The organism is Enterococcus sp. AZ071 (genome assembly GCF_050499065.1).
Lineage (GTDB): Bacteria > Bacillota > Bacilli > Lactobacillales > Enterococcaceae > Enterococcus_A > Enterococcus_A ferrettii.
Genome location: NZ_JBIPAS010000001.1, coordinates 3,112,823 through 3,134,086, shown reverse-complemented (window position 1 = coordinate 3,134,086; position 21,264 = coordinate 3,112,823). Strand labels below are relative to the sequence as shown.

The following is a 21,264-nucleotide window of genomic DNA, read 5'->3' as shown; positions in this document are numbered from 1 at the left end:
AAATCCTCCTATAGCTGTTCGAAAACAGTGCTGCCATCGACTTCTACAAACTCATGCAACGTCGGAATGTGGATCGGGGTCCGATTAATTGCCAGCACTGCTGCTTTTTCGTTCTTTTCATAAATTAAATCACAAAACGGATGGACTTGAAAGCTTGTTCCAACGATTACTAACAAATCTGAAACATTTACCGCTTGAATAGCTTGACGAATGGTGTCATCGGTAAAACCCTCACCATACAAAACAATACCTGGTCGAATCTGCCCACCGCAATTTTCGTGCCGATCACTCTTCAAATACTCTTGCCAAGGTACCGTTTGCTCACACTTTCGGCAATGGCAGTTATACAGTGAACCATGGAAATTCACCAAGTGTTGGCTGCCTGCTGCTTGATGCAGACCATCAATATTTTGCGAAACAATCCAGACCGGTTTACGCCTCTCCAAGGCTGCCATTTTTTGATGAATTACATTTGGTTCAGCAGTCGGATGGTACAACGTTTTAACAAAGGTATAGAATTTCCCCGGTTCTTGGTTTAAGCAATCAATACTCAATAAATACTCCGGTGCTTCTATGCCATGATAAATACCTTTCAAGGATCGATAATCTGGCACTCCCGATGGCGTTGAAACACCTGCTCCAGTTAAAAAAGTAATGCTTTTCGCTTCTTGTATTTTCTGTACTGCTGCTTGAATTGTTATCTCCACCTTTATCACCTCATATCCATTATACTGCAATGCAAAACAAAAATACCTCCCTTAATGAGGAGGCATAGATACATTCACCAATAAAGAGGCCCTTCGAATTTTCTTACAGAAGAATTTGCAGCAGGTTCTATTAGACACCTAAACTCTCCTGTACGAGGGTTCAAATACTAGTCAAATCGCTCTTATGTAGGCAATCCTACTTTAGCAGCTTCTGATGCTTTGGCATCTACGGTGTTTCTTTTTCCTTATTCTAATTGTCGTTTCAATTCTTTTACTTGTTCAATAGACAAGCCGGTTCCTTGAGCTACTTGTTCTGGGGATAGACCCATTTTCAAAAAATTAACGGCCGTTTCGACTTTATTTTCTTCTCTGCCTTCTCTTCTAGCAGTAGAAAGTTCAGCATTCCGGATCGCTCGACCTTTGTCGATCTTTAACATTAGCACTTCCCCCTTCGCTTTTAGATATTTACATGCAACACCTTAAAAAGGAACACCACAATCTTCTATTGACAACTTCTAATGCTTCAGTATATATGGCATTCCTATTTCCTTATTCTAATTGTCGTTCCAGTTCTTTTACTTGTTCAATAGATAAGCCGGTTCCTTGAACTACTTGTTCTGGAGATAGACCCATTTTCAAAAAATTAATTGCCGTTTCAACTTTATTTTCGGACTTACCTTCTTGTTTACCTTCATTTCTACCTTCATTTCTACCTTCTTTTCTACCTTCCTCTAAGCCTTCTCTTCTAGCAGTAGAAAGTTCAGCATTCCGGATCGCTCGACCTTTGTCGACTCGCATAATCATTTGCTTCTCCTCCTCGTTTAATGAGTAATAATTAACCTTATTCTGGGCGTCTTTTAAATACTGAGGGGCATGCTCTGCCACTTGGCCGGTTTTGAAAAATTGCTGCCAGTGGTAAACAGGGCCGTCTTGTTCAATGTTTCTATTTTTCAGACTAAGAAAACAGATGCGATGGATTTTTTGGCCTTGGCTGCCTAAAAAAGGTTTACGGGTTTTGTCATTGTGGTAGCTAATATTTTGCAGAGCGTCTTCATCTTTAGGAAACATGTGGAAATCAATGATATTTATCCCATACGCAGCGTGTAGAGTAGAAAATTGGTTGTCATCTTCGTAGGCTTCAGCATCTTCGTCACCATAGGGAGAAGCATAGGCAGCGGACAAATAAAAGACTGCTCGTTCTCTGAAAAAATCATGGCTGCGGACCTGCATCTCGATGGTTACCTGAGTGCCATCATTGCTAGCAGCCAGCACATCCACTTCCGTATATTTCAGCTTGTTCTCATCTTCCAAAGATTGTTTGTAGCTGTCAATGTGATACGTGTCTCTGGGCGTCAGGGTCTCAAATTCTTCACCAAGGACATCTCTGACAAAGGCTTTTAGAATGTGATTGGTGTCTTTTGAAGTAAATAATTTTCGAAAAAGTAGATCGTTAGTTGGTAAATAATTAGGCATTTTTTTACGTCCTCTCTGGCTAGAGAAGGATTCACCTTAAGTATAGCACGGGTTTCCTTGCTCTATCAAAAAATGGTTATTCATTCTATAAAGTACGCAAAAAAGAGCCATTTTGATTTGATTTTAAAAAATTAATATCCAGATAAGATACTATTTGCCTCTATTTAATAGGCACATCTAACTTTCTGTTTCTATTATTTGTTGAAGGAATTATCAAAAAAACTAAAAAGCCTCAACCGCTCTCCTCTCCTGCCATTAAAATCATGACAAGAGAGGAAAAACGGTCGATGCTTTTTTTATTATATAGAAGAAAAAACTCTATACGTTGTGGCGATATTCATATGGCAGAACTTTGGTATTGTTGTAGCTCGGGCAATCGCGAACCCATTCTAGAGATTCTTTCAGGATCGCTGTTTGTTGTTCTACGTTGTTTGGTTCACCTGCGTTTGATCCGATCGGCACATGCGGCGCAGTGATCCGCGGCGCGCCTTGTTGACGGGCGATTGGTGGAAGTGCAGCAATCACTACACAGCTCATTCCTTCCGCTTCACAACAGCGCGTCACGATCGTTGCGGAGCGGTGACAGGTTCCGCAGCCCCCGGTACAAAGAACGATATCAACATCTTGTTCTTTTAATTTTTTAGCGATTTCTGGTCCGGTTTCGTTTTGGAATTTCTCCACGTTTCCGCCGCCACCCATGAAGGCGTAGGTTTCTTTTGGTAATGATCCAATAAAGCCTTCTTTTACCAGTTCATGCAGCCGATCAATCGGGAACATCGCATTCACATCTTTATTGATATCAGAGTTATCAAATCCTCCGTGTGTTACCATCAATTCAGATGACGGTGTATCGAAAGGAATCGTGCGATAACCAAAATCCCCTGAGGTATTAAATGGTACATCGCTTTTCTTGTGGATACCGCCAGCCGTGATAAACGCAACTTTACATTCATTCAAAGGTTTCTTTAATTCCGTAAAAACAGGTTTTGGTGTGATCGGTACAAAGATTTCTGATCTCATACCTTCAACTGTTGTCAAACTCATTGTTATAGCCTCCTTAAGCTAATCTATTTTTTCTGAATAATCATTTTACTGAAATAAAATTCGACATCTAATCCTTCAACGATCTCCACCGAAGTGAAAACCCACCTTCTAGGCACATAGATCGTTCCTAATTCCTGAGTGATATTCACGCGAACAGCGGTATCATCAACATGAGAAACTTTCCCACCAAGCAGACAAGGAAATAGCTCCTGTTGCTGTATCAATTCTGTATCGTCATAATCCAATGGTCGTGAGACCGTTTGTATATAGCTGAAGTAAAATTCCAGCTTAGTCCCGGCTTCAATCCTCTCTTCAGCCATAATCATTTTTTCCGATACGGTAATCAGTCCCAAGCGTCCTCGTAGATTAATGATCACTTGACCTTCTTGATTGGATTTGACGGTGCCCATCATCAGGGTTGGATTGATCATGTATTTCTCTTTCGCTTCCATCTTAGTGAAGGGTGCCGCTTTCGATCAATTTATTATCGCCCAAGTTCAGTAAATGATTGTTGTCGTTAATCACGTCATTGCTCCATTTCTTCGGTGCTGTTTGAATGGATACACCAGCCATTTTATTTTTAAGCATTTGGACAGAGCGTTCCGCAGCTTCTTTGGTCACACAAGAAGTTCCAGCGATATCATTCTCAAATCCGCCTTCGTCCATGTTCAATTCAACCATTGCATCCGCGTACTTGTTACCAACGACTAATTGTCCTTGATATGCACAGTAAGAAACGCCGACTACTGGAATATCCCGCATGCCCGCTTGACCGATATGTTCGATGAAGTCGATATGATTATTACCAAAACCTTCTGTTGTGATGATACAGCCATCGATATCTAATCCTTCAAATAATGAACCTAATCTTTCAGATACCCACATTTTTTCATCATTTACTTGTGGTGAACCAACAAAGATTACACCGACCAAATCTAGTTCTTCATCTGCTGCTAAACGTTCTACCAGCGGTTCGCGAATATAATGACGGGTCATTTCCTTCGTTGCAGGCCCAATACACGTCAAGGCATGGATTGATCCATCTCTTACTTGGTTTGGTGTTAGGATGATCGGCACATTTCCGCAGTCCACGTTCATTCGGCCGCCTGCGATTCCACATGGTTCTGAAGGACAGATAACATTATCATGCATCGCCCCTTGTCCCATGATTTCTTTCACCAAGACGATCCGCGGATTGCCTTTGCGTCGAATATCTTCACAGATTTCTTCCTGAACGATCTCGCCTTCGTATCCCTTCAATTCTTCACGTATTGCTTGAATCACAAAGTCTTGTGCTTTATGCGCAGCCAATGGTCCAGGACGAGACATTCCTGAAAGCTTTTCGATCACTGCTTCACAGCGAATGATAATATCATTTTCATCGGCACAGCCGGGATGTCCATAATACATTTTTTCATCTAAATAGCCTTCAGATGAACCAAACTCATGGACTTGCGTACCTTCTTCGTCGACCCCCGTCAGCATGAAGACCACGCCATCACAAATCTTGGTGATACCGCCGCCTAGTTCCCCTTCAACCTTGGTGGCGATCGGACAAACATCCATGATCGTGTCGGTATAAATATGTCTCTCATTCGGTTTGATGACATCTAGCTTAATTTTCTTCACTAGCTTGTCTTCTTTGATCGCACCTTCGATCAGTTTGCGATCAATCGTAATCTTACCATTTTCGATGCTGGTCTTATCACCGATTTCAGCTTCCGTGATTTTAATGTGTTGTTTCTTAAGCTGTCGAATCACTTTTTTCTCGCCGATATTTTTTTCAGCAGGAGGTGCTGGCGGGCCAGCTGGTGCAGGTGCGCCTGCAAATCCTAAGTTAGCTGGTAATTTCAGTTTTAAACCTTCTAGCTTTTCGATCTCTACTTCGATCATCCCGCCACTCATTGGCGGAGCCGTTGGTGCTGCTGGTTTGGGCGCAGGTTTGGGTGCTTCAGCTTCCACCTTATTCAGTCCCTCAAGCAGATCAGAGGTCAGTTGAATCAATGCTTCACTGTCTTTTGCTAAGGTTGCCCCAACCACTTGTTCGATCGTCAATCCATCATCGCTCAGTGTAACTAAGCCTGCATCGACCATGTCGTCAAACAAAGACGGGTCTTCTAAATCTTGCGCACTAATGACCGTTCCTTTCTCTCTGCGACAGCACAAAACTGCAGGGTCCTTCAGATGTTGCTTCAATGTTTCTTCAGTGATTGACATTATACTCTCTCCTTTGTATATAAAAATTTTTTATAACCGTTTTTAAGTGGTGCTTTTCATTCTGCGAACTAATTTCAAATTACAGGCACGCATCGAACCATCCGTTGCATGGTACACCGGTAATTTCAGCTGCGGCGCACAAGACATCACCGTGTTGGAGCAATCCGTACAATTGCTGATCAGAACCGCTTCTGCCCCAGCTTTTTTCAATGCCATAACTTTTTGAACCTGTCCTGGACAGATTCCCGGATTAGTGCATTTCAGCGTCCCTTTAACTTCGATCGCCTGCTTGCAATATTCGATTCCGGCGATTTCTGATCCCATACTCTCGGCAATTTGTGACAAGCGCTCTTTGTGAGCCCCGCAGGCGCAAACAAGTAAGCCCAGTTTTTGCGGGCCGTTCCAGAACACCTCTGACGCAATCAGCCCACCAGTCGTTTTCTGAAGATAATTGTCTAAGCTAGCACGTTTCCCCATAAAGGGACCGCCTTCGATAATTTCCCCATATTCTTTCCCGATCCCGCCTGCCAAATCAAACATTTCAGAGAATTTCATTCCCAAAGGCATGTCAAAGTAGGTCTTAATCGCACCAGAATCCATTAATTTCCCGGCAACGGTCAAGTCCTTATCAATCAGCGGTTTTTTCAAGTCAACCGCTTGATAGATTCGAAAAACTGTTTCTAGATTAATGACGATCGCATCTGCCGCTAATGGCAATTGATCGACCTCCAAAAGAATATCCAAACATTCACGAACCACAGCGCGCTCGTCTCCGACTGGATAAATATTGGGCAACTTGTGAATACTGATTTTGTCAGAAAGCTCACTATCCAACGCTGCGATCGCCGATTCATGATAGCCCTTGATCGCAATGATCGCTTCAGTGGCATTTGTGAGTTCCATTGCGATTTTAATTCCGCGAATGATTTCAGCGGGATTTTTCTCGGTACGTTCAATATTATGGCTCAAGACAGGTTCACATTCTGATGCATTGATCAAAATCGTTCCCTTATTTTCAAAACGATGACCCAGCTTAACAGCGGTTGGAAAGCCAGCCCCGCCTAACCCAATAATTCCAGCTTCGCGAATACGATCCATCGGTGATTCTGCAGAAAGCTCCACATATTCCGGGCTTTGCACCTCGTCTGGCTCAATCATGATATACGTTTCGTTTATTTCTGCAACGGTGCCAGAAACACTGCTGTGAATATTATTTCCCAGTTTTCCATCTGGACAGCGAGCAATCAATTGTCCGCGAACTACACGATCTTTCTCTGTTACCGCTGGTTCACTTGAAGCACCGATACCCTGTTTTAGTGCAAATCCGTATAATTCCTCCATGCTCATATCTCCTTTGATTTTTCACTCGTACTTGATACCTAAATCTGCCATTTATTATTTAAGCCGTTTACAACAGCGAATGGATCACTCCGTCTAACACTTGGTTTGTGGAGACCACGACCGGCATATTCATAAAATCCATTGTGGAGTAGGCACCAATATAACCGCTGGGCTCACTAGGAAACAGTGCTGTTTCATACATATTTCCTAAACCAGAAACACTTTTCACCAACACGATTTTCTGACTCGCAGCTTCATGATCTTGGGTATATTTTTCTACTCTTGTTGGTTCAGTCTCTATTTTTTTCAGCTCACTTCGGATCTGGTTAATTATCTGATCGGCAATTTTATGGGCTACGCGTATGCCTTCTTTTGTCCTCGCTTGACCTTCCTTGAATAGAAAATCAATCTGAATGATCGTATCGTTTTCTCCTGGAGTTCCTGGAGTACCCAAAGCGACTTGTTCCGCTAAAGTACCCTCCGAAGAACCGATATTTGCTGGTTCAAAATGACTGCTTTGCTCTACTCCTGTAATCATCGCCGTGACACCCTGAATAACATGCGTGATCCCTTCCCCGAGCACACCATCAACCTTGCAGGCAACTGGGAAAAAATCCAAATTCGAATGAACAAATTGGTCCCGCTCATCCGGACGAATCAGTGATACTTCAACCTTTTCGATCCATTCCTGATAAGTTGAAAGATCTGGCAGCTCTTGAGTCAGCATCAATTTTTCTCCGTCAATCATTGTCTGATCGCCAAATTCAACTTCTTGGATCGAGAAGAATTTCCTTGTAAAGTCAGGTTTATGAGAATACTCAGAATGATAGTGACCGGATGATTTCTTTTTAGCTATTTTATTTTTCAGGATGGAGACTGCTTTATATGCGTCCAGCTTAGATAAATGGTTTTCTCCGATAATACAAGATTCATAACCCGTCGTTCCCTTGTTCAAATCAATCAGGGTATCCAAATACTCACTGGTATAAACTAAGCGACCCTGCAAGCCAAAGAAACTCATTCCCACTGACGGAAGCCCGCGTCTCCCGACTTCTTCAATCACACTGACAAAGTCTATGTGATGATTGCCCCACGCATCCGTGACTACGATCACGCCATCCGGTTTTAATGAATCTAATAAATCACCCACTCGTTGAGCCGTAAATACCTTTTCCAAGTAATTCTCCGAAACACCCGCGACGATCACACCCGGTACTTCAACATCGGGATGCTTCATCAACTCCTTAACGACCGGACAATTGAAATGAAACAACGAAGTCATCTTCGTGCTTGGCCCAAGTCCCATAGTATTCTCCCTTTCCAAACCCCATTACGATTTTTTCACGACAAAAAAACATACCTTTTACAAACAGTATGTTTTCCTCGTCATATTCTTTTAGACACACTCATCCCTTGGTGCCACGCCTAAATAAGCTTTATTTTTGACCATCACAAATAAGGTGGCGGTTATTCCTAAATACACACTTATCCCTTGGTCAAAAGCACACAAAGAACGCTCACGAAAAATGAGTTCGTCTATTGCTATAGAATATGGTGAGAAAATGTTGGTGCACATACTGTCTTAGAACACGCTAAGATTGGTGTGCGTACTCAGGAATCTAAAACTATGCGATTGTATTCCTTTACCAAAGTCATTTCCTCACCCCATTCCTATGTAAAACAAATCACAAGATTAAGTAATCGCTTACACATGGATGTTAACACCCAAAAATCTTAATGTCAACCAAGTTTCTTGATATCTTAAAATTATAAATTGAAGAATAAATAACTATAAATCATCCATTTTAAAAAAAGAATTTTCATGTTTTTTCTGATAGTTTTCATCTAATCGGATCCCTCTTATTGCAAAGCTAAATGCGCTCTTTGCATTCTACAGGAAAATATGAAAAACAGACGTATGTGTTTTCATGCCTATTTAAAATAAACCAACTTATACTTATCATTTCTCTCAAACAAAAAAATACTCTATTCTATACTCAGACTTTTTTCGTTCTATTTTATATTTACGTTTATTAGTCCTCTCAGTTCGAGAGATGTTAAGCACAATATTCTGATATTCCGGAGAAGAGTAAGGACTTCTTTTAACTTAACTAAGTCTTTACCTTATTTCTTTGCCTTCTTATTAATCTTTTTTGAATTGGGAGGTGTAAAATACTTTAAGTATCTAAATCCTCCAGTAAAGAATCTATAGAATCAAAACCTCCGTGCTCGTTTCCCGCCTCAATATCTTTTAAAACCTGTAGCGTCTCTTTATTTCCTCTGCTAATCTGAAAAGGGCTTGATTGATTAGTGACAGACTGTTTCAAGAAAGTAGTTATTGCAGTTGTCATGTTTAAACCTGGATCGTTAAAAAGTTTATCCGCTTCTTCTTTTAACTTTTCACCAACAGTAATATGTATTGATTTCTTCTTTGTCGTTGCCATCTTTATTCCTCCTCGCTAGTATAATTATACTAAATTTGAATACATGACAATAACATAACAGCAACATCAAAAACACCTCCCAATTCGAGAGGTGTTCCACTATTAATTTGCTGCTTTCAAGACTTGATTCTCCAAAAAGGCGATAACCTCGCTGAAAGAATCAAAAAGTCCATCAGCCTGTTCTTGTGAGAAGGGGAATCGTTCTTCCCGTTTGGCTAAGGTGTACATCCCTGCTCGAGTTGCGGATTCAATGCCATAATTCGAATCCTCAATTACCAAACACTCCTCTGGCGCAAGACGCATTTTTTGTGCAACTGTTTGATAAATCTCTGGATGTGGCTTAGATGCTTTAAACATGTCGCCACTCAAGATCAGTTCAAAATAGTCTTTAATCTTGCATTGTGTCAGCGCAGCTTCAATCTTCTCAGGTGCGCCTGAAGATGCCAAGGCTAAACGATAGCCTTGAGCCTTCAACCACTCTAAGGTTTCGATGACCCCTTCATTCAGAATCTCAGTAAAGTCAATTGGACGATCAGCATAGTAAGCGGCAAATCGTTTATAGTACTCTTTGAATGAGATTTCCTCCTTATAATAGTTAGAAATAATCTGAAAGGTCATTTTCTTGTTTCCACCAACCATTTCCATCAGTGTCTCTTCAGGAATAGCTACACCCAAATGCTGCAAATATTCTTTTTGTCTAGCGAACTGCAAGGGTTCAGTATCAACAATGACCCCATCCATATCAAAAATTACGGCCTTAAAAGTCATTTAGCTTTTTCCTCTTGCAGTTTTTGATACGCATTAACGATCTTATCAACGACTTCATCGTCAGAATCTCGGGCAACATATTTCGCAACAGTAACTCTTACGCCATCTTTAACAATATCCTTTTGAATGGTTCCTGCACTTTCATCCGCTGGTTCACTATAGGCAAAAGCACAAGCTAATGCTTTAGCAATCCCATCATAATTGATATCATATTTTTGACACAGACGAATGACGCCCATGAATCGATCCTGCGGCCCAACTTTTCTGATTGGATCATAGGCTACGCGATAAATCGCATCGGGCATTTCATTTTTAGCTTTTGGCAAATATTCCAGCTCACGAATTTCTTCACGGGTAACGGGATATTCAAATAGAACTGCATGAACCGTTGCATCGTGTACCGCTTTGATTAAGGCAGCTACCGCTGGATCTGCTTGAGCGGTAACAATGTCATCATACCCTTTCAGATAACCATAATAGGCTGTGGCAGCATGCGGACCGTTAATCGTAAAGACCTTAATATCCTTCAGCATTTCTACATTTTCCCGTACATCAAGCCACTTAACATCGCTGAAATCTGAATAAACGGGTCCTTGAATAATCAACGCTGCCACTGCTGTTGTTACTAAATCAGTAGAATACGTAGTTTCTGCGTCCGTCGAGCGGCGAACGATCGAATCACGGACAACCACATTTTTGTCAAACCAGTTTTTAGCTTCTTCAGATCCTAAGTTGTCTCTGAAATATGCTGTAATTTGATCAATAATATGGTTTTTATTGGTTAAGCAAATCAAGGTTTTTTTGCCTTCAGGATCTACTTCGTACTGCTTGTCAAAACACTTAGCCAAATATTTAGCCGACTCTTCAAAATCTTCTGGATACAATGGAAGCATTAGTAAATCAGCCGCAAGAAAACTGTCCATTACTGAGTAGTCCGCATCGGTTACAAAAGCTTTGTACCCATCAATCTTATTCATAAATACATCATCGGTTGTATGAACCCGTACGTCAAAATGACCCTCTTTATTTAATTCATCAATCACTTGAGGATCATTATCTAAAAAGGTGATGTTCCAGCCTGCATTAAAAAATGTTTCCCCTACAAATCCTTTACCCAATCTTCCAGCACCAACAATAAGTACATTCTTCATCCTGCATTCTCCCATCCTACTGTCTATTTTGCAAAAACATCCATAATTTCCTTGGCGGTTGTTGCCCTACGAATACGCTGTACATTTTCTTCATCAATCAGCGAGCTAGTAATCACACTTAAAATCTCTAAATGACTATTATTTTTACCAGCAATTCCGATAAAGACATAGGCAATTTCACCATCTGGAAAAGCCACGCCTTCAGGCACTTGTACCACAGAAACCCCAGATTCCTTAATGGCCCCTCGCGATTCTTCTAAACCATGGGGAATAGCCACATGATTGCCTACATAAACTGGTAAGCGCTGATTCCGCTCAATCATTTGATCGATATAATCCTTTGTCACATAGCCCTTATCGACTAAAATCTGACCAGATACTACAATTGCTTCTTCAACATTGGCGAAGCTCTGATTAAGCAAGATATTCTCTTCATTCAAAATCTTTCCATCAATAATTGCAGCAGCTTCTGGAGCCTCACTTATTTTCTCCACCTGAGCATGCTGGTTTCGCTCTTTGACAAAAGCAATAGCCTCATCATAGTCACTTTCTTTTAAGAAATTATTGATTGGAATGTACGCTATTTGATCATTCGCTCCACTGATTTTGGCTCGTTCAATCAACGAATCCAACGTGATGACTAAGTCCGCATCCGAATCAATCTTGTTGGCTGAAGAATTCAAAACAGTAATACCTGCAAGGTTTTCCTTTTTCAGTAAATTCTTTAAGACAGAAGCCCCCATCGCACTGGAGCCCATGCCAGAATCACATGCAACAACAATCTTTTGTACTGCTGCATCCATTTCCTTCAACAAAGATGTTTGTTTAGCTGACCGCTTAGCAAAATCCGCCACACTTTTCACCTTGCGATTGCCAACTGAATACTCTTTTGCCTCTTCACCAGAACCGAAAGTCTTTAATAGGAACATTCCAATCAGAGTCGACACAATGAATCCAGCCAGAATCGAGACAAAGTTGGCAAATATTGCGTCCTTTGGTGTCATTAACGCTATATTTATCAAGCTCCCCGGAGAAGCAACACCAATCAATCCACCCCCTAGCAATACCTGGAGGTACAAGGAGACTGACAGACCGCCCATTGTAGCGAAAACCATGATTGGATTTCCTAATACAAATGGGAAGTATACTTCGCCAATACCGGCAATTCCTGCAATAAACATGGCCATCGGCGCAGTGTTTTTGGATTTTCCCTTGCCGAACAAAGCAATTGAAAACAACGTTCCTAATAGAGGACCATTATTCGTATCCACTAAGAACATAATGGATTTGCCTAACTCAGCTGCTTGCGCATAGCCAATAGGAGCCAAAATTCCATGATTTACTACATTGTTCAAAAATAATACCTGAGCTGGTGCCATGAAAATAGACAAGGCAGGAATCATCCGATTATCGGTCGCCCACTGAACTCCAGCTGTTAAAATAGCCACAAGACCGCGGATCGTTGGGCCTACTGTTAAGAAGGCAACGATCGTAAAAATTGCCCCAATAATTCCTAAGCTAAAATTATTCACAAACATTTCAAAACCAGGTTTGATCTTACCATCAATAGCCTGATCAAACTTTTTCAAAACCCATGCTGCTAACGGTCCCATAATCATGGCACCACTAATCATTGTAATGTCCGAACCGACAACCACGCCCATACTGGCAAACAAACCAATGACTCCACCCCGTTGACCATGGATATTGTACCCAGCTGTATAGCCAATCAACAACGGAAAAACATAATTAAGGATTGGTCCTACAAGTTCATTTAATTGTTCATTTGGCAGCCAGCCATTAGGGATAAACAAGGCTGCCATGATTCCCCACCCAACAAAAGCCCCTAAGTTAGGCATTACCATCCCACTCATGAATCCGCCAAAACGTCGAATTTTTGCTAAAACACCTGAGCTGCTTGAGCCTTCACCGATATTCATCTCCATCACTTTAATCCCCCTTAACGAGTTGATTTTGCCCCAGTAATATTAATTGTTGTTCCTGAAATATAGGAAGCATGATCTGAAGACAAATACGAAATCAAATCAGCAATCTCTGTCATTTTCCCAGGTCTTCCTAGTGGAATCGTTGCTGCATAATTTCCGGTATAATCATCATTTGCAGCTTCTGGATCGACTCCTCTGGTGTAATTCAAAGCCTTAAAGTTCTCTTCACTGTTCATAGGTGTCCGTTCATTTATCCCAGGAGCTACCCCGATCACTCGAATGTTAAACGCTCCCAACTCTTTTGCCCACGCTTTGGTAAAGGCATGCACTGCTGCTTTGTTGCCTGAGTAGCAGCTTTGTCCTTTCGAACCTTCTAGCCCTGCTTCAGAAGACATATTAATGATCACACCTGATTTTTGTTTAACCATTACACGTGCAACGGCTTGCGAGCAAAGAAAGACACCTTTTTGATTCACATTTGTCATAAAGTCAAAATCCTCTTCACTTAGTTCGTATTCAGGCTTTTTCCCGTAATAATCGACTAACATACGAGGACGACTTACCCCAGCATTATTGACCAGTACATCGACATGTCCATATTTTTCAACCACTTGCTGAACCATTGCTTCAACCGACTTTTTATTCGCTACATCACATACCATTGAATCGACATTGGCTTTTCCGTCATGATTGCTTGTTTCAGTGACATCTGCTGAAATAACTTGTGCACCATTCCCTGCTAACCCATCCACCATCTTTTCGCCTAATCCCATACTTCCGCCTGTGACAATCGCAACCTTGCCCGTCAAATCTAACCATTTTTCTGACACTTTCGACACCTCACCATTTTTATTTGATAACTCAGGAGCTCTACTAAGCTATCTCGACATCCTGAAAACGTTCCCCATGTCTTTGACATCATTGTAAACGGTTGATGTGCAAAAATCAACATATTTTTTGCACATTCGTTCATATTTTTTGCACGAATTGCATATAGCGATGTATTGACCATCGATTTTGTGGTAGAATAGACAGGAAAATTAGTAGTTGGAGGGGCTTATGTTAAAAAGAGAAAGACAACGCCTAATATTGGAAGAATTGAATGTTAAAAAGAAAGTTCTTGCTTCAGATTTAAGCGAACAGTTCCATTGTTCCGAGGACACCATTCGAAGAGACTTTAGAGAATTGGATCAGCAAGGATTACTGAGAAGAATTCATAGCGGAGCCATCAGTCTAGGTCCAGCAGTAACAACCTTTGAACAACGTTTGGGAGTGAATATGGACCAAAAGCAAGCCTTAGTTCAGCGGACACTGCCTTTATTAACCGAGGATAGTATCTTAATGATTGATGGAGGGACTACCAATTTAGAATTGGTTAAAGCTCTGCCGGAAGATTTTTCGGCTACGATTATCACCAATTCACCGTATATCACCATTGAAGCAATTAAAAGAAAAAACATCGAAACCATTGTTCTAGGTGGAATTATGGCCAAACGTGCGGCAGTTAGTCTTGGGGTAGAAGCGTTGGAGGTCTTGGATACACTTAGAATAGATACTTACGTGATGGGCATTTATAACCTTGATCCAGAAAAAGGAATGACTGTTCACAGTCAGCAGGAAGCACAGGTAAAAAGAAAGATGACTGAGGTGTCTGATGAAGTGATCGGGATGGCTTCTGCTGATAAGCTAGGTGTTTACAGCAACTATATCTGCTGCAAACCAGAAGCAGTCAATATCCTAGTCACCGATTCAAAGGATGAAATACTGTTGAAAAATCTAGAAAAAAAACACCTATCCATAGAAAGAGTGCAAAGATAGGAAAAAAATAAAACCAAGTTTATTCTTTCAAAAAAGAATACGCTTGGTTTTATATGTACGTTCATTCTGGTTGCTAGAACAAAACTTTTTATTATTAGCCTTATCTACCGTACATCCGTTTCTGGGTCCTCTTTTTAGCCAAATGTTTCACCGGCCGAGTATCGTGAATCAGTTTTCCTTTTTCCAGATGGACCACCCGATGAGGAAAACGCCGAATCAACCCATGATTATGAGTAGTCATTACCACCGTAACACCCTTGCGATTAATTCGCTCCAACAACTGGACAATTTGCATCGCGTTGGCTGCATCCAAATTTCCAGTGGGTTCATCTGCCAATAAAATTCGCGGCTGGTTGACAATCGCTCGTGCAATAGCTGCCCGCTGTGCTTCCCCACCCGAAAGCTTCATCGCATGTCGCTTATGCGTTAAGCCTACTAATCGAAGAATTTGATTCACCTTCTTAGGAATCTGTTCTGGAGGCGTATTGACAATATCCAGTGCATAGACTAAATTTTCCTCTACCGTCATTTGCGGCAGCAATCGAAAATCCTGGAAGACTACGCCAATGTCCCGTCTTAAATAAGGGACCTCTTTGCGTTTTAGTGTACTCAGCTTATGGTGATTAACAAAAACTTCTCCTCGCTCAGGGACCAAATCTTTGTATAAAAGCCTTAGCAAGGTCGATTTACCTGCTCCAGAGGCTCCAGTAATATAAACAAATTCACCAGAAGGGATCATCAGGTTCACTCGTCTTAAAATGGGGATCTGCTGCTTCTTTATTTTTACCGCTCCATCGATTTTTACTCGGCGCGGCTCAGTGATGAATTTGCTCACATTTCGCATTTCAATCATGTTTTCACCTCACTACTTGGGATGTTTTAAACTCTTTTCAGCTAGGTGAAGAGACACTCCCCATTTGCTGATCGTCGAAAACTACTAATAAAAGTATAACATATCCCGTTAGTTGGTTAAACGTCATCCTAGAAAAGCAGCACTACTCCATCTTCTAAATCAAAAAAGTTATACCGTTTTAATGCTTTCTAAACAGTCTGTTCACAATTCCATCATATCTTTCATTTACTATATATGTATACCAACAAACAACCCTAACACTTTTTCATTTTTAACTCCTTTGCTAGTCGGCCACCCACCGACTAGCTTTTTTTGTCTTCTCTCGATTATTGTGGAATACGTTCTGATTTAACATCCTTCTGTACTTTTAAAAGAAGTACTTCATAGTGAAATATTTTTTTTGATGAGACTCATTTTTTTATTTTAAAAAAATACCCAATCATAATTGATTGAGCATCTTGTTTGGCTAGTTTATCGCTGAATAGTACTTTAATTCTTCCAGCTGCTGTGAACCTTCCAACCAATATTCATAAAAAGCACTACTTAACTTGTATCCTCTCCCCCATAGTGTCGTGATGGTTTCACCAGTGATGCCCTGAGTCTCAAATTTATGCTTCAATTTATTTATCAAACAAGATAATTGGCTCATATTCGAAGATGTGCTGCCATCCTGCCATAAACAGTCGCACAGTTCTTGTCGAGATAGAACGCCACTAGTGGAGTAAGACTGGATTAAACATTCAAAGACACGCTTTTCGGTTTTGGACAGACTCTTGATTAATAATTTCAGACTATTTGGAGTTGTATCTTCTCCTTGCGTAGTAGGAAAAGTCAGAATTTGATTGCCTGTTACTACATCTTGCTTCACTTGTTGTTGAAGCTCGTTCATTTTTTCTCGCAGAAGTTCATAGCTGGTTTCTTTCGCTACCCAGTCTACTAAACCTCGCTCTTGCCAATAGCCTTGTTCTTCCTCATTCGGAATATTTTCCACTACTCGCAAAACTAATAGAGGGTGGTTTTTCAACATTTGCAAGATCTGTTCCACTTCTGAATTACATAAACTTTCGCTCAAGACAATCCATTGAAAGTAGGAAAGAAATGGACTAACTGTGCCTGTTTTCAGACGTTTGAATAAATCTGTCGAACATAAAATTTCACAATTCATCCGCTGTAATTTCTGGACTAATGGTTCTTCTGCTAAGGAGTTTTTCGTTAAAATAAGTACATGTTGCATGGGGATTCACCTTCTCTTCAAATTTTTGGTGTTTTCTTCTCTTTTATAAGCGGCTTTGCCTCGGTTTCTTCCGTATCAATCAATACATTCCACAGGATAACCAACGTTACAACCACACAAATAGCGACTTGAATCCATAACTGATCAAAATATGATTCAGCCAGTTTGATACTGAAAATTGCCAACAGGAAACAAATCACTAAAATGATTGCTAGTTGAACCTGCTTTAGTTCTTGTTGCACACGATAGGCTGTTTCAATTGGTACTCGCTTTTGTTGGGCGACTTGTCGAACGGAATTCTTTTCTACCAAGAGCCAGATCATTTCGCGATAGAGTTTTCGTGCCTCCGGCTCTTTACTAAATAAAGAATAAGCATCTTTACTGCGGTCTCTTTCTTTCCCTGCTTTAACCAACACTGGATGAAGCAGGCGATCATTACGTAGCGACCAGCGAAAAACTTGGCGCCATTCTTCGATAGTTAGTTGAGGCAAATTCAATACATCTAAGGTTAATTCATGTATTTCTAATTGATCTAAACAAGCTAACAGCTGGCGATAATCACGGGATACGATTTCCCAAGAAGCAATCACCAAATGGTCCCCAGGTTGGGCAAAATTCATTAAGGCTTGAAATTCACTCGTCGGTGAATGTAAGGCTTCAACCTCCTGCGCCCCATCAGAAAAGAGTTCATCCACTGGGTAATCTTCCAGCATATCCAATTGTTGGGTCAGTTGATACCCGCGCGCATAGCCTAGATTCATCGTGTCCTTCCTCTTTCTGTTGGAGTTTTTCGTCGGTCAGTGCCCGATTGTTTAGTATTTCGTAACAACCGAGTCACCTTTTCCTGCAAGTCCTGTTGGCTTCGCATCAGCGAGAACAGCAGATAGCTTTGAACTAATACAATCAGGCCTAACACTAGTAATAAGAGATAGACCATATTCTGTCTCGCCTCTTTCATCTATTTTGTTTTTATTTTTCCTAAATCATTCTTTTTGTAGTCCCAGCTATAAGGTTGTGGTCCTTCTTGATTCAGTTTTGGTTTTAGATAAATGGTGATAAAGTATTCATCGTCGTTGTAAAGATCATCTCGCTCGAAAATCAATGAAGTTTTATTGCTGTTTGCTTCGGTTTTCCCTGTGTGGCTCGCGCCATTTGCATCCACATTTCCCAACGTCAGGTAATTCCCAACCGATTCATAATATTCAGGGATAATCAGCTTCAATTCCAATTCATCTAGCGCATCATCCATATGTTCTGCATTTACAGCAATCGTTTCAAAAGCTAGATTATCGGTATTTTTTCCTGATGATATCCTTACCTGTCGTAACTGATCCGCATTTTCCGTTGTTGTTCCTAAAAGTCCATCGTAATCATTCGTCGCCATTCTTAGATAGCCTTCTTCTGGTACGACCAATTTATCCGAATCTCCCACAATTACTTGACGTACATGCAGAAGAATATCCCCAGTCAACGTAACATCTAGCCCGCCAAGAGTAGGTTTTGTCGTTCCTGATTGGTGATTACCATCCACAGGTCCACCCCATTTATATTGAATCATTTCAGTTCCATCTTTGGGACTGAACGTAATCAAACCCGGTTGAGTAGCGGAATTGATTGTGTTAAGTTTAAGGACTGTTAGATCGCCAGGGTTAGTCGTCTTATCAGCCAATACCGGCAATTCCGCATTTGTTTCATGACTAGAATCGTAATAGTCATAAACACGGATATTTCCCCGATCTAAAACATCAGCATCAGTATGAGCGCCTCTTAAACGGAATGGCAAAGAATAATCATCTGCATAGTAGACCACACCATTCGTATCAGCAGGGGTTACTTTTGGATTTATTTCACTGTTCGGCACTGTATTTTTTGTCGTAACAAAAATCCAAACTCTATTTTTAATTTCAATGCCACTTTCTGGTTTATAGGTCACATCCACTGGATAAGGTTTTGCTACAGTGGATTCTCTTAAGGCTTTTAACTGACCAGTATCTACTGCTACCTTCGCTGAAAGCTTGCTGGAATCAGTGCCATCTTCATCTAACCCATTACCTTGATCACCAGCTGTACTTTCATGCTTGGTTAAACTCCAAGCCATTGTTTTTGCCAGTTCTTTAAATTTATTTTCATCAGGAATAGCTGTGGCGATTCCAGTTAGAGGAACATGAAAGTTTTGTGCATCTAACGCATACTTATCATCTTCATCAACAACGGTTTCTTCACTCTTTTTATTCACCCAGCGAGAAGTGACACCAGCTTGATTTTGAGAATCAGTAACAAAATAAGTGATCAGTTGTGGTCCTGTAGTAGTGATATCGAATCCAAATTTCTTCCATTCAATGGCTGCATTAATGTTTCTAGGATTTCGATTGATTCTTTTTTCCAACCACTTTTGCCTCTCTATGGTAGTAGGTGCTATACTTAGATTTTTAATGTCCGCACTGTCATAAACTTTTATTGCTAATGGATCATTTAAATTACCGTTTTTTGTTCCTGTGATTAACCAATTGTCTAATATGGTCCACCCATGACTATTTATTTCAGTTTTTTTGATGTCTGGATCGTCAATATTAACAAGGATATCTCTTGTCAAAGTACCTTTAGGAGAGATTATTGGAGAAAAATCTTCATCTTTTCTTACACTTCCAAAAAACAGATCTTTATCCCCGAGATGTTCCTTATGTTTTTGCCAACCATCCTTGGGTACATTTGAAAATGTTTTACTATTTGTAAGCCCGTAAATAAAATATTGATTAGTTCCAGGAATAGCAATCATTTCTTCAACGGACACTTCAGCATCCGCATTGATAAAGTTTGCACTACTTACAGAATAGTCAGTGTTCATAGTCCCCATTGCAACACCAGGACCATTTAAATATCCTGCAAAATCCCCTTCCATATTTTGAACAGTTCCATAAAAATCAAATTCGGAATCGTAAGCTGTACTAGGATTTCTGATAATTGAAATATCTGTACCTTGTGGAAAATTTCTCAATACTGTTAATGTTCCATTACTGGTATCAATACTAATTAATCGATTACTAGTGGGAGTCTTTTCCAAACTTATAATGTTATCTCCATCACTTAAATCTCTTTGTAATCTGTATGTTCCTCCCACTACATTATGAGACCACTTATAAGAACCTGCAGCGTCAAATTTTATTATATGTTGAGATTGGGTTATCTCTGAGGCCCCTATTGTCGAATGGTATATATACCCATAAAATATAAGTCCTCCATCCGTTGTTTTGGTAACATTCGTACCTTGAATACCTACGTTTCCTGCAGTTATATTTGTAACACCACTATTTAGTTGGTTAAGTGTGGGATACTTCAACGTAATATCTTCTAAAACTGTTCCTGTTTGATTGTCTATATTTAATAAACTGTATTGTGGCTGATAAGTATCCTCTTGATGAAGTGGCACATTAGAGTTTCCTGTATACCACGTATCATCATTAACAATATCCCTTTTAAAAAAGTATCTTGCTGAGTTAGCAGGAGTAGTATTTCCGCTAAAATCTCCATCTGTATATGAAGCTGAAGCCGGATCAAGATTTTCATCAAGAGTCACACGCCTCAATGTTGTATTTTTTTTATTTGGGGAATACCCTACATACCACATCGAAACCTTTCCAGCTGCTACTACCAAAGCTCCCCCATCTACAGCTAATCGAGAATCGGCATCAGTATTGTCACTTGAAGCAAAAAAATCTTCACCGCTTGCAACATTATATATCTTTAATATTTCTCCATCAGTTTTCATTTTAACAATATACTTTTGAAATGAACTTGGGTATCCATGCTGAGCGTACCAATCTTGTCTGAAATTGATTCCAATTATCCAATTTCCATCGCTTGTTCTTTGAACTGATTCAAAATGAAGGTATGACTGTTCTGAATAACTTTCCAAATTCAACTTGCTCAATGCTCCAGCGATTTTTTCCCCTTGTAAAAATTCTTGATAACTGGGATCACCAATTAAGGCCTGCTCTTTAAGCCTGTGTGCATCAATAGGGACTTTAAATTCATTTGTACCTCCTTCATCCAATGTTACTGTATTTGCTGGATGTGCAGATACTTCTTCTTTTTTCTCTTTAAAACTATTCATTCCGAACACTGACCCAATACCTATGACTACTAAAATCAAAAATATCCCGATACTTTTTTTTACTCTTTTATTGGCAAACAATGTATAAAACTTCCTCTTCTTGTTCACTGTTTTGATCCCTCCCCACAATACTCATCAAATCAATGCTTTAGTCGTA

At 40.4% G+C, this 21,264-nt stretch carries 18 protein-coding genes; 1 reads left to right on the top strand and 17 read right to left on the bottom strand.

Translation table 11 applies throughout. From position 1 onward, the window contains the following. Positions 1-8 precede the first annotated feature (8 nt). The 13 genes from IGI49_RS15360 to IGI49_RS15300 form a co-directional block, all read right to left on the bottom strand. Positions 9-707: an NAD-dependent protein deacylase gene (locus tag IGI49_RS15360; protein ID WP_429962400.1), complete on the bottom strand. Its 699-nt coding sequence runs from the start codon at positions 705-707 to the stop codon at positions 9-11. Between the two features lie 245 nt (positions 708-952). Next, positions 953-1,144 (bottom strand): hypothetical protein, encoded by a 192-nt coding sequence (locus IGI49_RS15355; protein WP_429962399.1) that lies wholly within the window; start codon positions 1,142-1,144, stop codon positions 953-955. A 112-nt stretch (positions 1,145-1,256) separates the two neighbouring features. Beyond that, positions 1,257-2,180: an Rpn family recombination-promoting nuclease/putative transposase gene (locus tag IGI49_RS15350; protein WP_429962398.1), complete on the bottom strand. Its 924-nt coding sequence runs from the start codon at positions 2,178-2,180 to the stop codon at positions 1,257-1,259. A gap of 318 nt (positions 2,181-2,498) precedes the next feature. Further along, positions 2,499-3,224 carry a D-proline reductase (dithiol) protein PrdB gene (prdB, locus tag IGI49_RS15345; protein ID WP_429962397.1) on the bottom strand — a complete coding sequence of 242 codons (726 nt, stop codon included), beginning with the start codon at positions 3,222-3,224 and terminating at the stop codon, positions 2,499-2,501. Positions 3,225-3,247: 23 nt separating this feature from the next. After that, positions 3,248-3,655, bottom strand: coding sequence for a CBO2463/CBO2479 domain-containing protein (locus IGI49_RS15340; RefSeq protein ID WP_429962396.1), 408 nt, complete (start codon positions 3,653-3,655; stop codon positions 3,248-3,250). A gap of 22 nt (positions 3,656-3,677) precedes the next feature. Beyond that, the gene (prdA, locus tag IGI49_RS15335; protein ID WP_429962395.1) at positions 3,678-5,441 is read right to left on the bottom strand and encodes a D-proline reductase (dithiol) proprotein PrdA; all 1,764 of its coding nucleotides are present in this window, start codon (positions 5,439-5,441) and stop codon (positions 3,678-3,680) included. Between the two features lie 42 nt (positions 5,442-5,483). Continuing rightward, entirely contained in the window at positions 5,484-6,782 is a 1,299-nt protein-coding gene (prdC, locus tag IGI49_RS15330) for a proline reductase-associated electron transfer protein PrdC (RefSeq protein ID WP_429962394.1), read from the bottom strand. Between the two features lie 67 nt (positions 6,783-6,849). Beyond that, on the bottom strand, positions 6,850-8,088 hold the full coding sequence (locus IGI49_RS15325; protein ID WP_429962393.1) for a glycine/sarcosine/betaine reductase component B subunit: 1,239 nt from the start codon (positions 8,086-8,088) through the stop codon (positions 6,850-6,852). A gap of 871 nt (positions 8,089-8,959) precedes the next feature. Further along, complete coding sequence (locus IGI49_RS15320) at positions 8,960-9,226, bottom strand: type II toxin-antitoxin system RelB/DinJ family antitoxin (protein WP_429962392.1); 267 nt, start codon at positions 9,224-9,226, stop codon at positions 8,960-8,962. A gap of 102 nt (positions 9,227-9,328) precedes the next feature. Next, positions 9,329-9,994: an HAD family hydrolase gene (locus IGI49_RS15315; RefSeq protein ID WP_429962391.1), complete on the bottom strand. Its 666-nt coding sequence runs from the start codon at positions 9,992-9,994 to the stop codon at positions 9,329-9,331. After that, on the bottom strand, positions 9,991-11,145 hold the full coding sequence (locus IGI49_RS15310; protein WP_429962390.1) for a mannitol dehydrogenase: 1,155 nt from the start codon (positions 11,143-11,145) through the stop codon (positions 9,991-9,993). Before IGI49_RS15310 ends, IGI49_RS15315 begins: the two co-directional genes overlap by 4 nt. A gap of 23 nt (positions 11,146-11,168) precedes the next feature. Continuing rightward, positions 11,169-13,091, bottom strand: a complete 1,923-nt coding sequence (locus tag IGI49_RS15305) for a PTS mannitol transporter subunit IICBA (RefSeq protein ID WP_429964930.1) — start codon at positions 13,089-13,091, stop codon at positions 11,169-11,171. A gap of 14 nt (positions 13,092-13,105) precedes the next feature. Beyond that, on the bottom strand, positions 13,106-13,921 hold the full coding sequence (locus IGI49_RS15300) for a sorbitol-6-phosphate dehydrogenase subunit (RefSeq protein WP_429962389.1): 816 nt from the start codon (positions 13,919-13,921) through the stop codon (positions 13,106-13,108). Between the two features lie 229 nt (positions 13,922-14,150). Between IGI49_RS15300 and IGI49_RS15295 the strand changes: the two genes are divergently transcribed. After that, complete coding sequence (locus IGI49_RS15295; RefSeq protein ID WP_207702410.1) at positions 14,151-14,909, top strand: DeoR/GlpR family DNA-binding transcription regulator; 759 nt, start codon at positions 14,151-14,153, stop codon at positions 14,907-14,909. A gap of 100 nt (positions 14,910-15,009) precedes the next feature. On the opposite strand, the gene IGI49_RS15290 is transcribed toward IGI49_RS15295, so the two are convergent. From IGI49_RS15290 to IGI49_RS15275, 4 genes are all read right to left on the bottom strand, one after another. After that, on the bottom strand, positions 15,010-15,762 hold the full coding sequence (locus IGI49_RS15290) for a cell division ATP-binding protein FtsE (RefSeq protein WP_242704386.1): 753 nt from the start codon (positions 15,760-15,762) through the stop codon (positions 15,010-15,012). 466 nt (positions 15,763-16,228) lie between these two features. Continuing rightward, positions 16,229-16,996: a winged helix-turn-helix domain-containing protein gene (locus IGI49_RS15285; RefSeq protein ID WP_429962388.1), complete on the bottom strand. Its 768-nt coding sequence runs from the start codon at positions 16,994-16,996 to the stop codon at positions 16,229-16,231. Positions 16,997-17,013: 17 nt separating this feature from the next. Then, positions 17,014-17,757, bottom strand: coding sequence for a recombinase family protein (locus IGI49_RS15280; protein WP_429962387.1), 744 nt, complete (start codon positions 17,755-17,757; stop codon positions 17,014-17,016). Between the two features lie 197 nt (positions 17,758-17,954). Then, positions 17,955-21,215 (bottom strand): hypothetical protein, encoded by a 3,261-nt coding sequence (locus IGI49_RS15275; RefSeq protein WP_429962386.1) that lies wholly within the window; start codon positions 21,213-21,215, stop codon positions 17,955-17,957. Between the last annotated feature and the right edge of the window lie 49 nt (positions 21,216-21,264).

What these genes read in the sequence shown, in the direction of transcription:
- IGI49_RS15355 (WP_429962399.1), bottom strand. Translation starts at nt 1,144, where the DNA reads ATGTTAAAGATCGACAAAGGTCGAGCGATCCGGAATGCTGAACTTTCT.
- IGI49_RS15310 (WP_429962390.1), bottom strand. Translation starts at nt 11,145, where the DNA reads ATGAAGAATGTACTTATTGTTGGTGCTGGAAGATTGGGTAAAGGATTT.
- IGI49_RS15285 (WP_429962388.1), bottom strand. Translation starts at nt 16,996, where the DNA reads ATGCAACATGTACTTATTTTAACGAAAAACTCCTTAGCAGAAGAACCA.
- prdB (WP_429962397.1), bottom strand. Translation starts at nt 3,224, where the DNA reads ATGAGTTTGACAACAGTTGAAGGTATGAGATCAGAAATCTTTGTACCG.
- IGI49_RS15325 (WP_429962393.1), bottom strand. Translation starts at nt 8,088, where the DNA reads ATGGGACTTGGGCCAAGCACGAAGATGACTTCGTTGTTTCATTTCAAT.
- IGI49_RS15290 (WP_242704386.1), bottom strand. Translation starts at nt 15,762, where the DNA reads ATGATTGAAATGCGAAATGTGAGCAAATTCATCACTGAGCCGCGCCGA.
- IGI49_RS15350 (WP_429962398.1), bottom strand. Translation starts at nt 2,180, where the DNA reads ATGCCTAATTATTTACCAACTAACGATCTACTTTTTCGAAAATTATTT.
- IGI49_RS15280 (WP_429962387.1), bottom strand. Translation starts at nt 17,757, where the DNA reads ATGAATCTAGGCTATGCGCGCGGGTATCAACTGACCCAACAATTGGAT.
- prdA (WP_429962395.1), bottom strand. Translation starts at nt 5,441, where the DNA reads ATGTCAATCACTGAAGAAACATTGAAGCAACATCTGAAGGACCCTGCA.
- IGI49_RS15320 (WP_429962392.1), bottom strand. Translation starts at nt 9,226, where the DNA reads ATGGCAACGACAAAGAAGAAATCAATACATATTACTGTTGGTGAAAAG.
- IGI49_RS15340 (WP_429962396.1), bottom strand. Translation starts at nt 3,655, where the DNA reads ATGATCAATCCAACCCTGATGATGGGCACCGTCAAATCCAATCAAGAA.
- IGI49_RS15315 (WP_429962391.1), bottom strand. Translation starts at nt 9,994, where the DNA reads ATGACTTTTAAGGCCGTAATTTTTGATATGGATGGGGTCATTGTTGAT.
- IGI49_RS15305 (WP_429964930.1), bottom strand. Translation starts at nt 13,091, where the DNA reads ATGGAGATGAATATCGGTGAAGGCTCAAGCAGCTCAGGTGTTTTAGCA.
- prdC (WP_429962394.1), bottom strand. Translation starts at nt 6,782, where the DNA reads ATGGAGGAATTATACGGATTTGCACTAAAACAGGGTATCGGTGCTTCA.
- IGI49_RS15295 (WP_207702410.1), top strand. Translation starts at nt 14,151, where the DNA reads ATGTTAAAAAGAGAAAGACAACGCCTAATATTGGAAGAATTGAATGTT.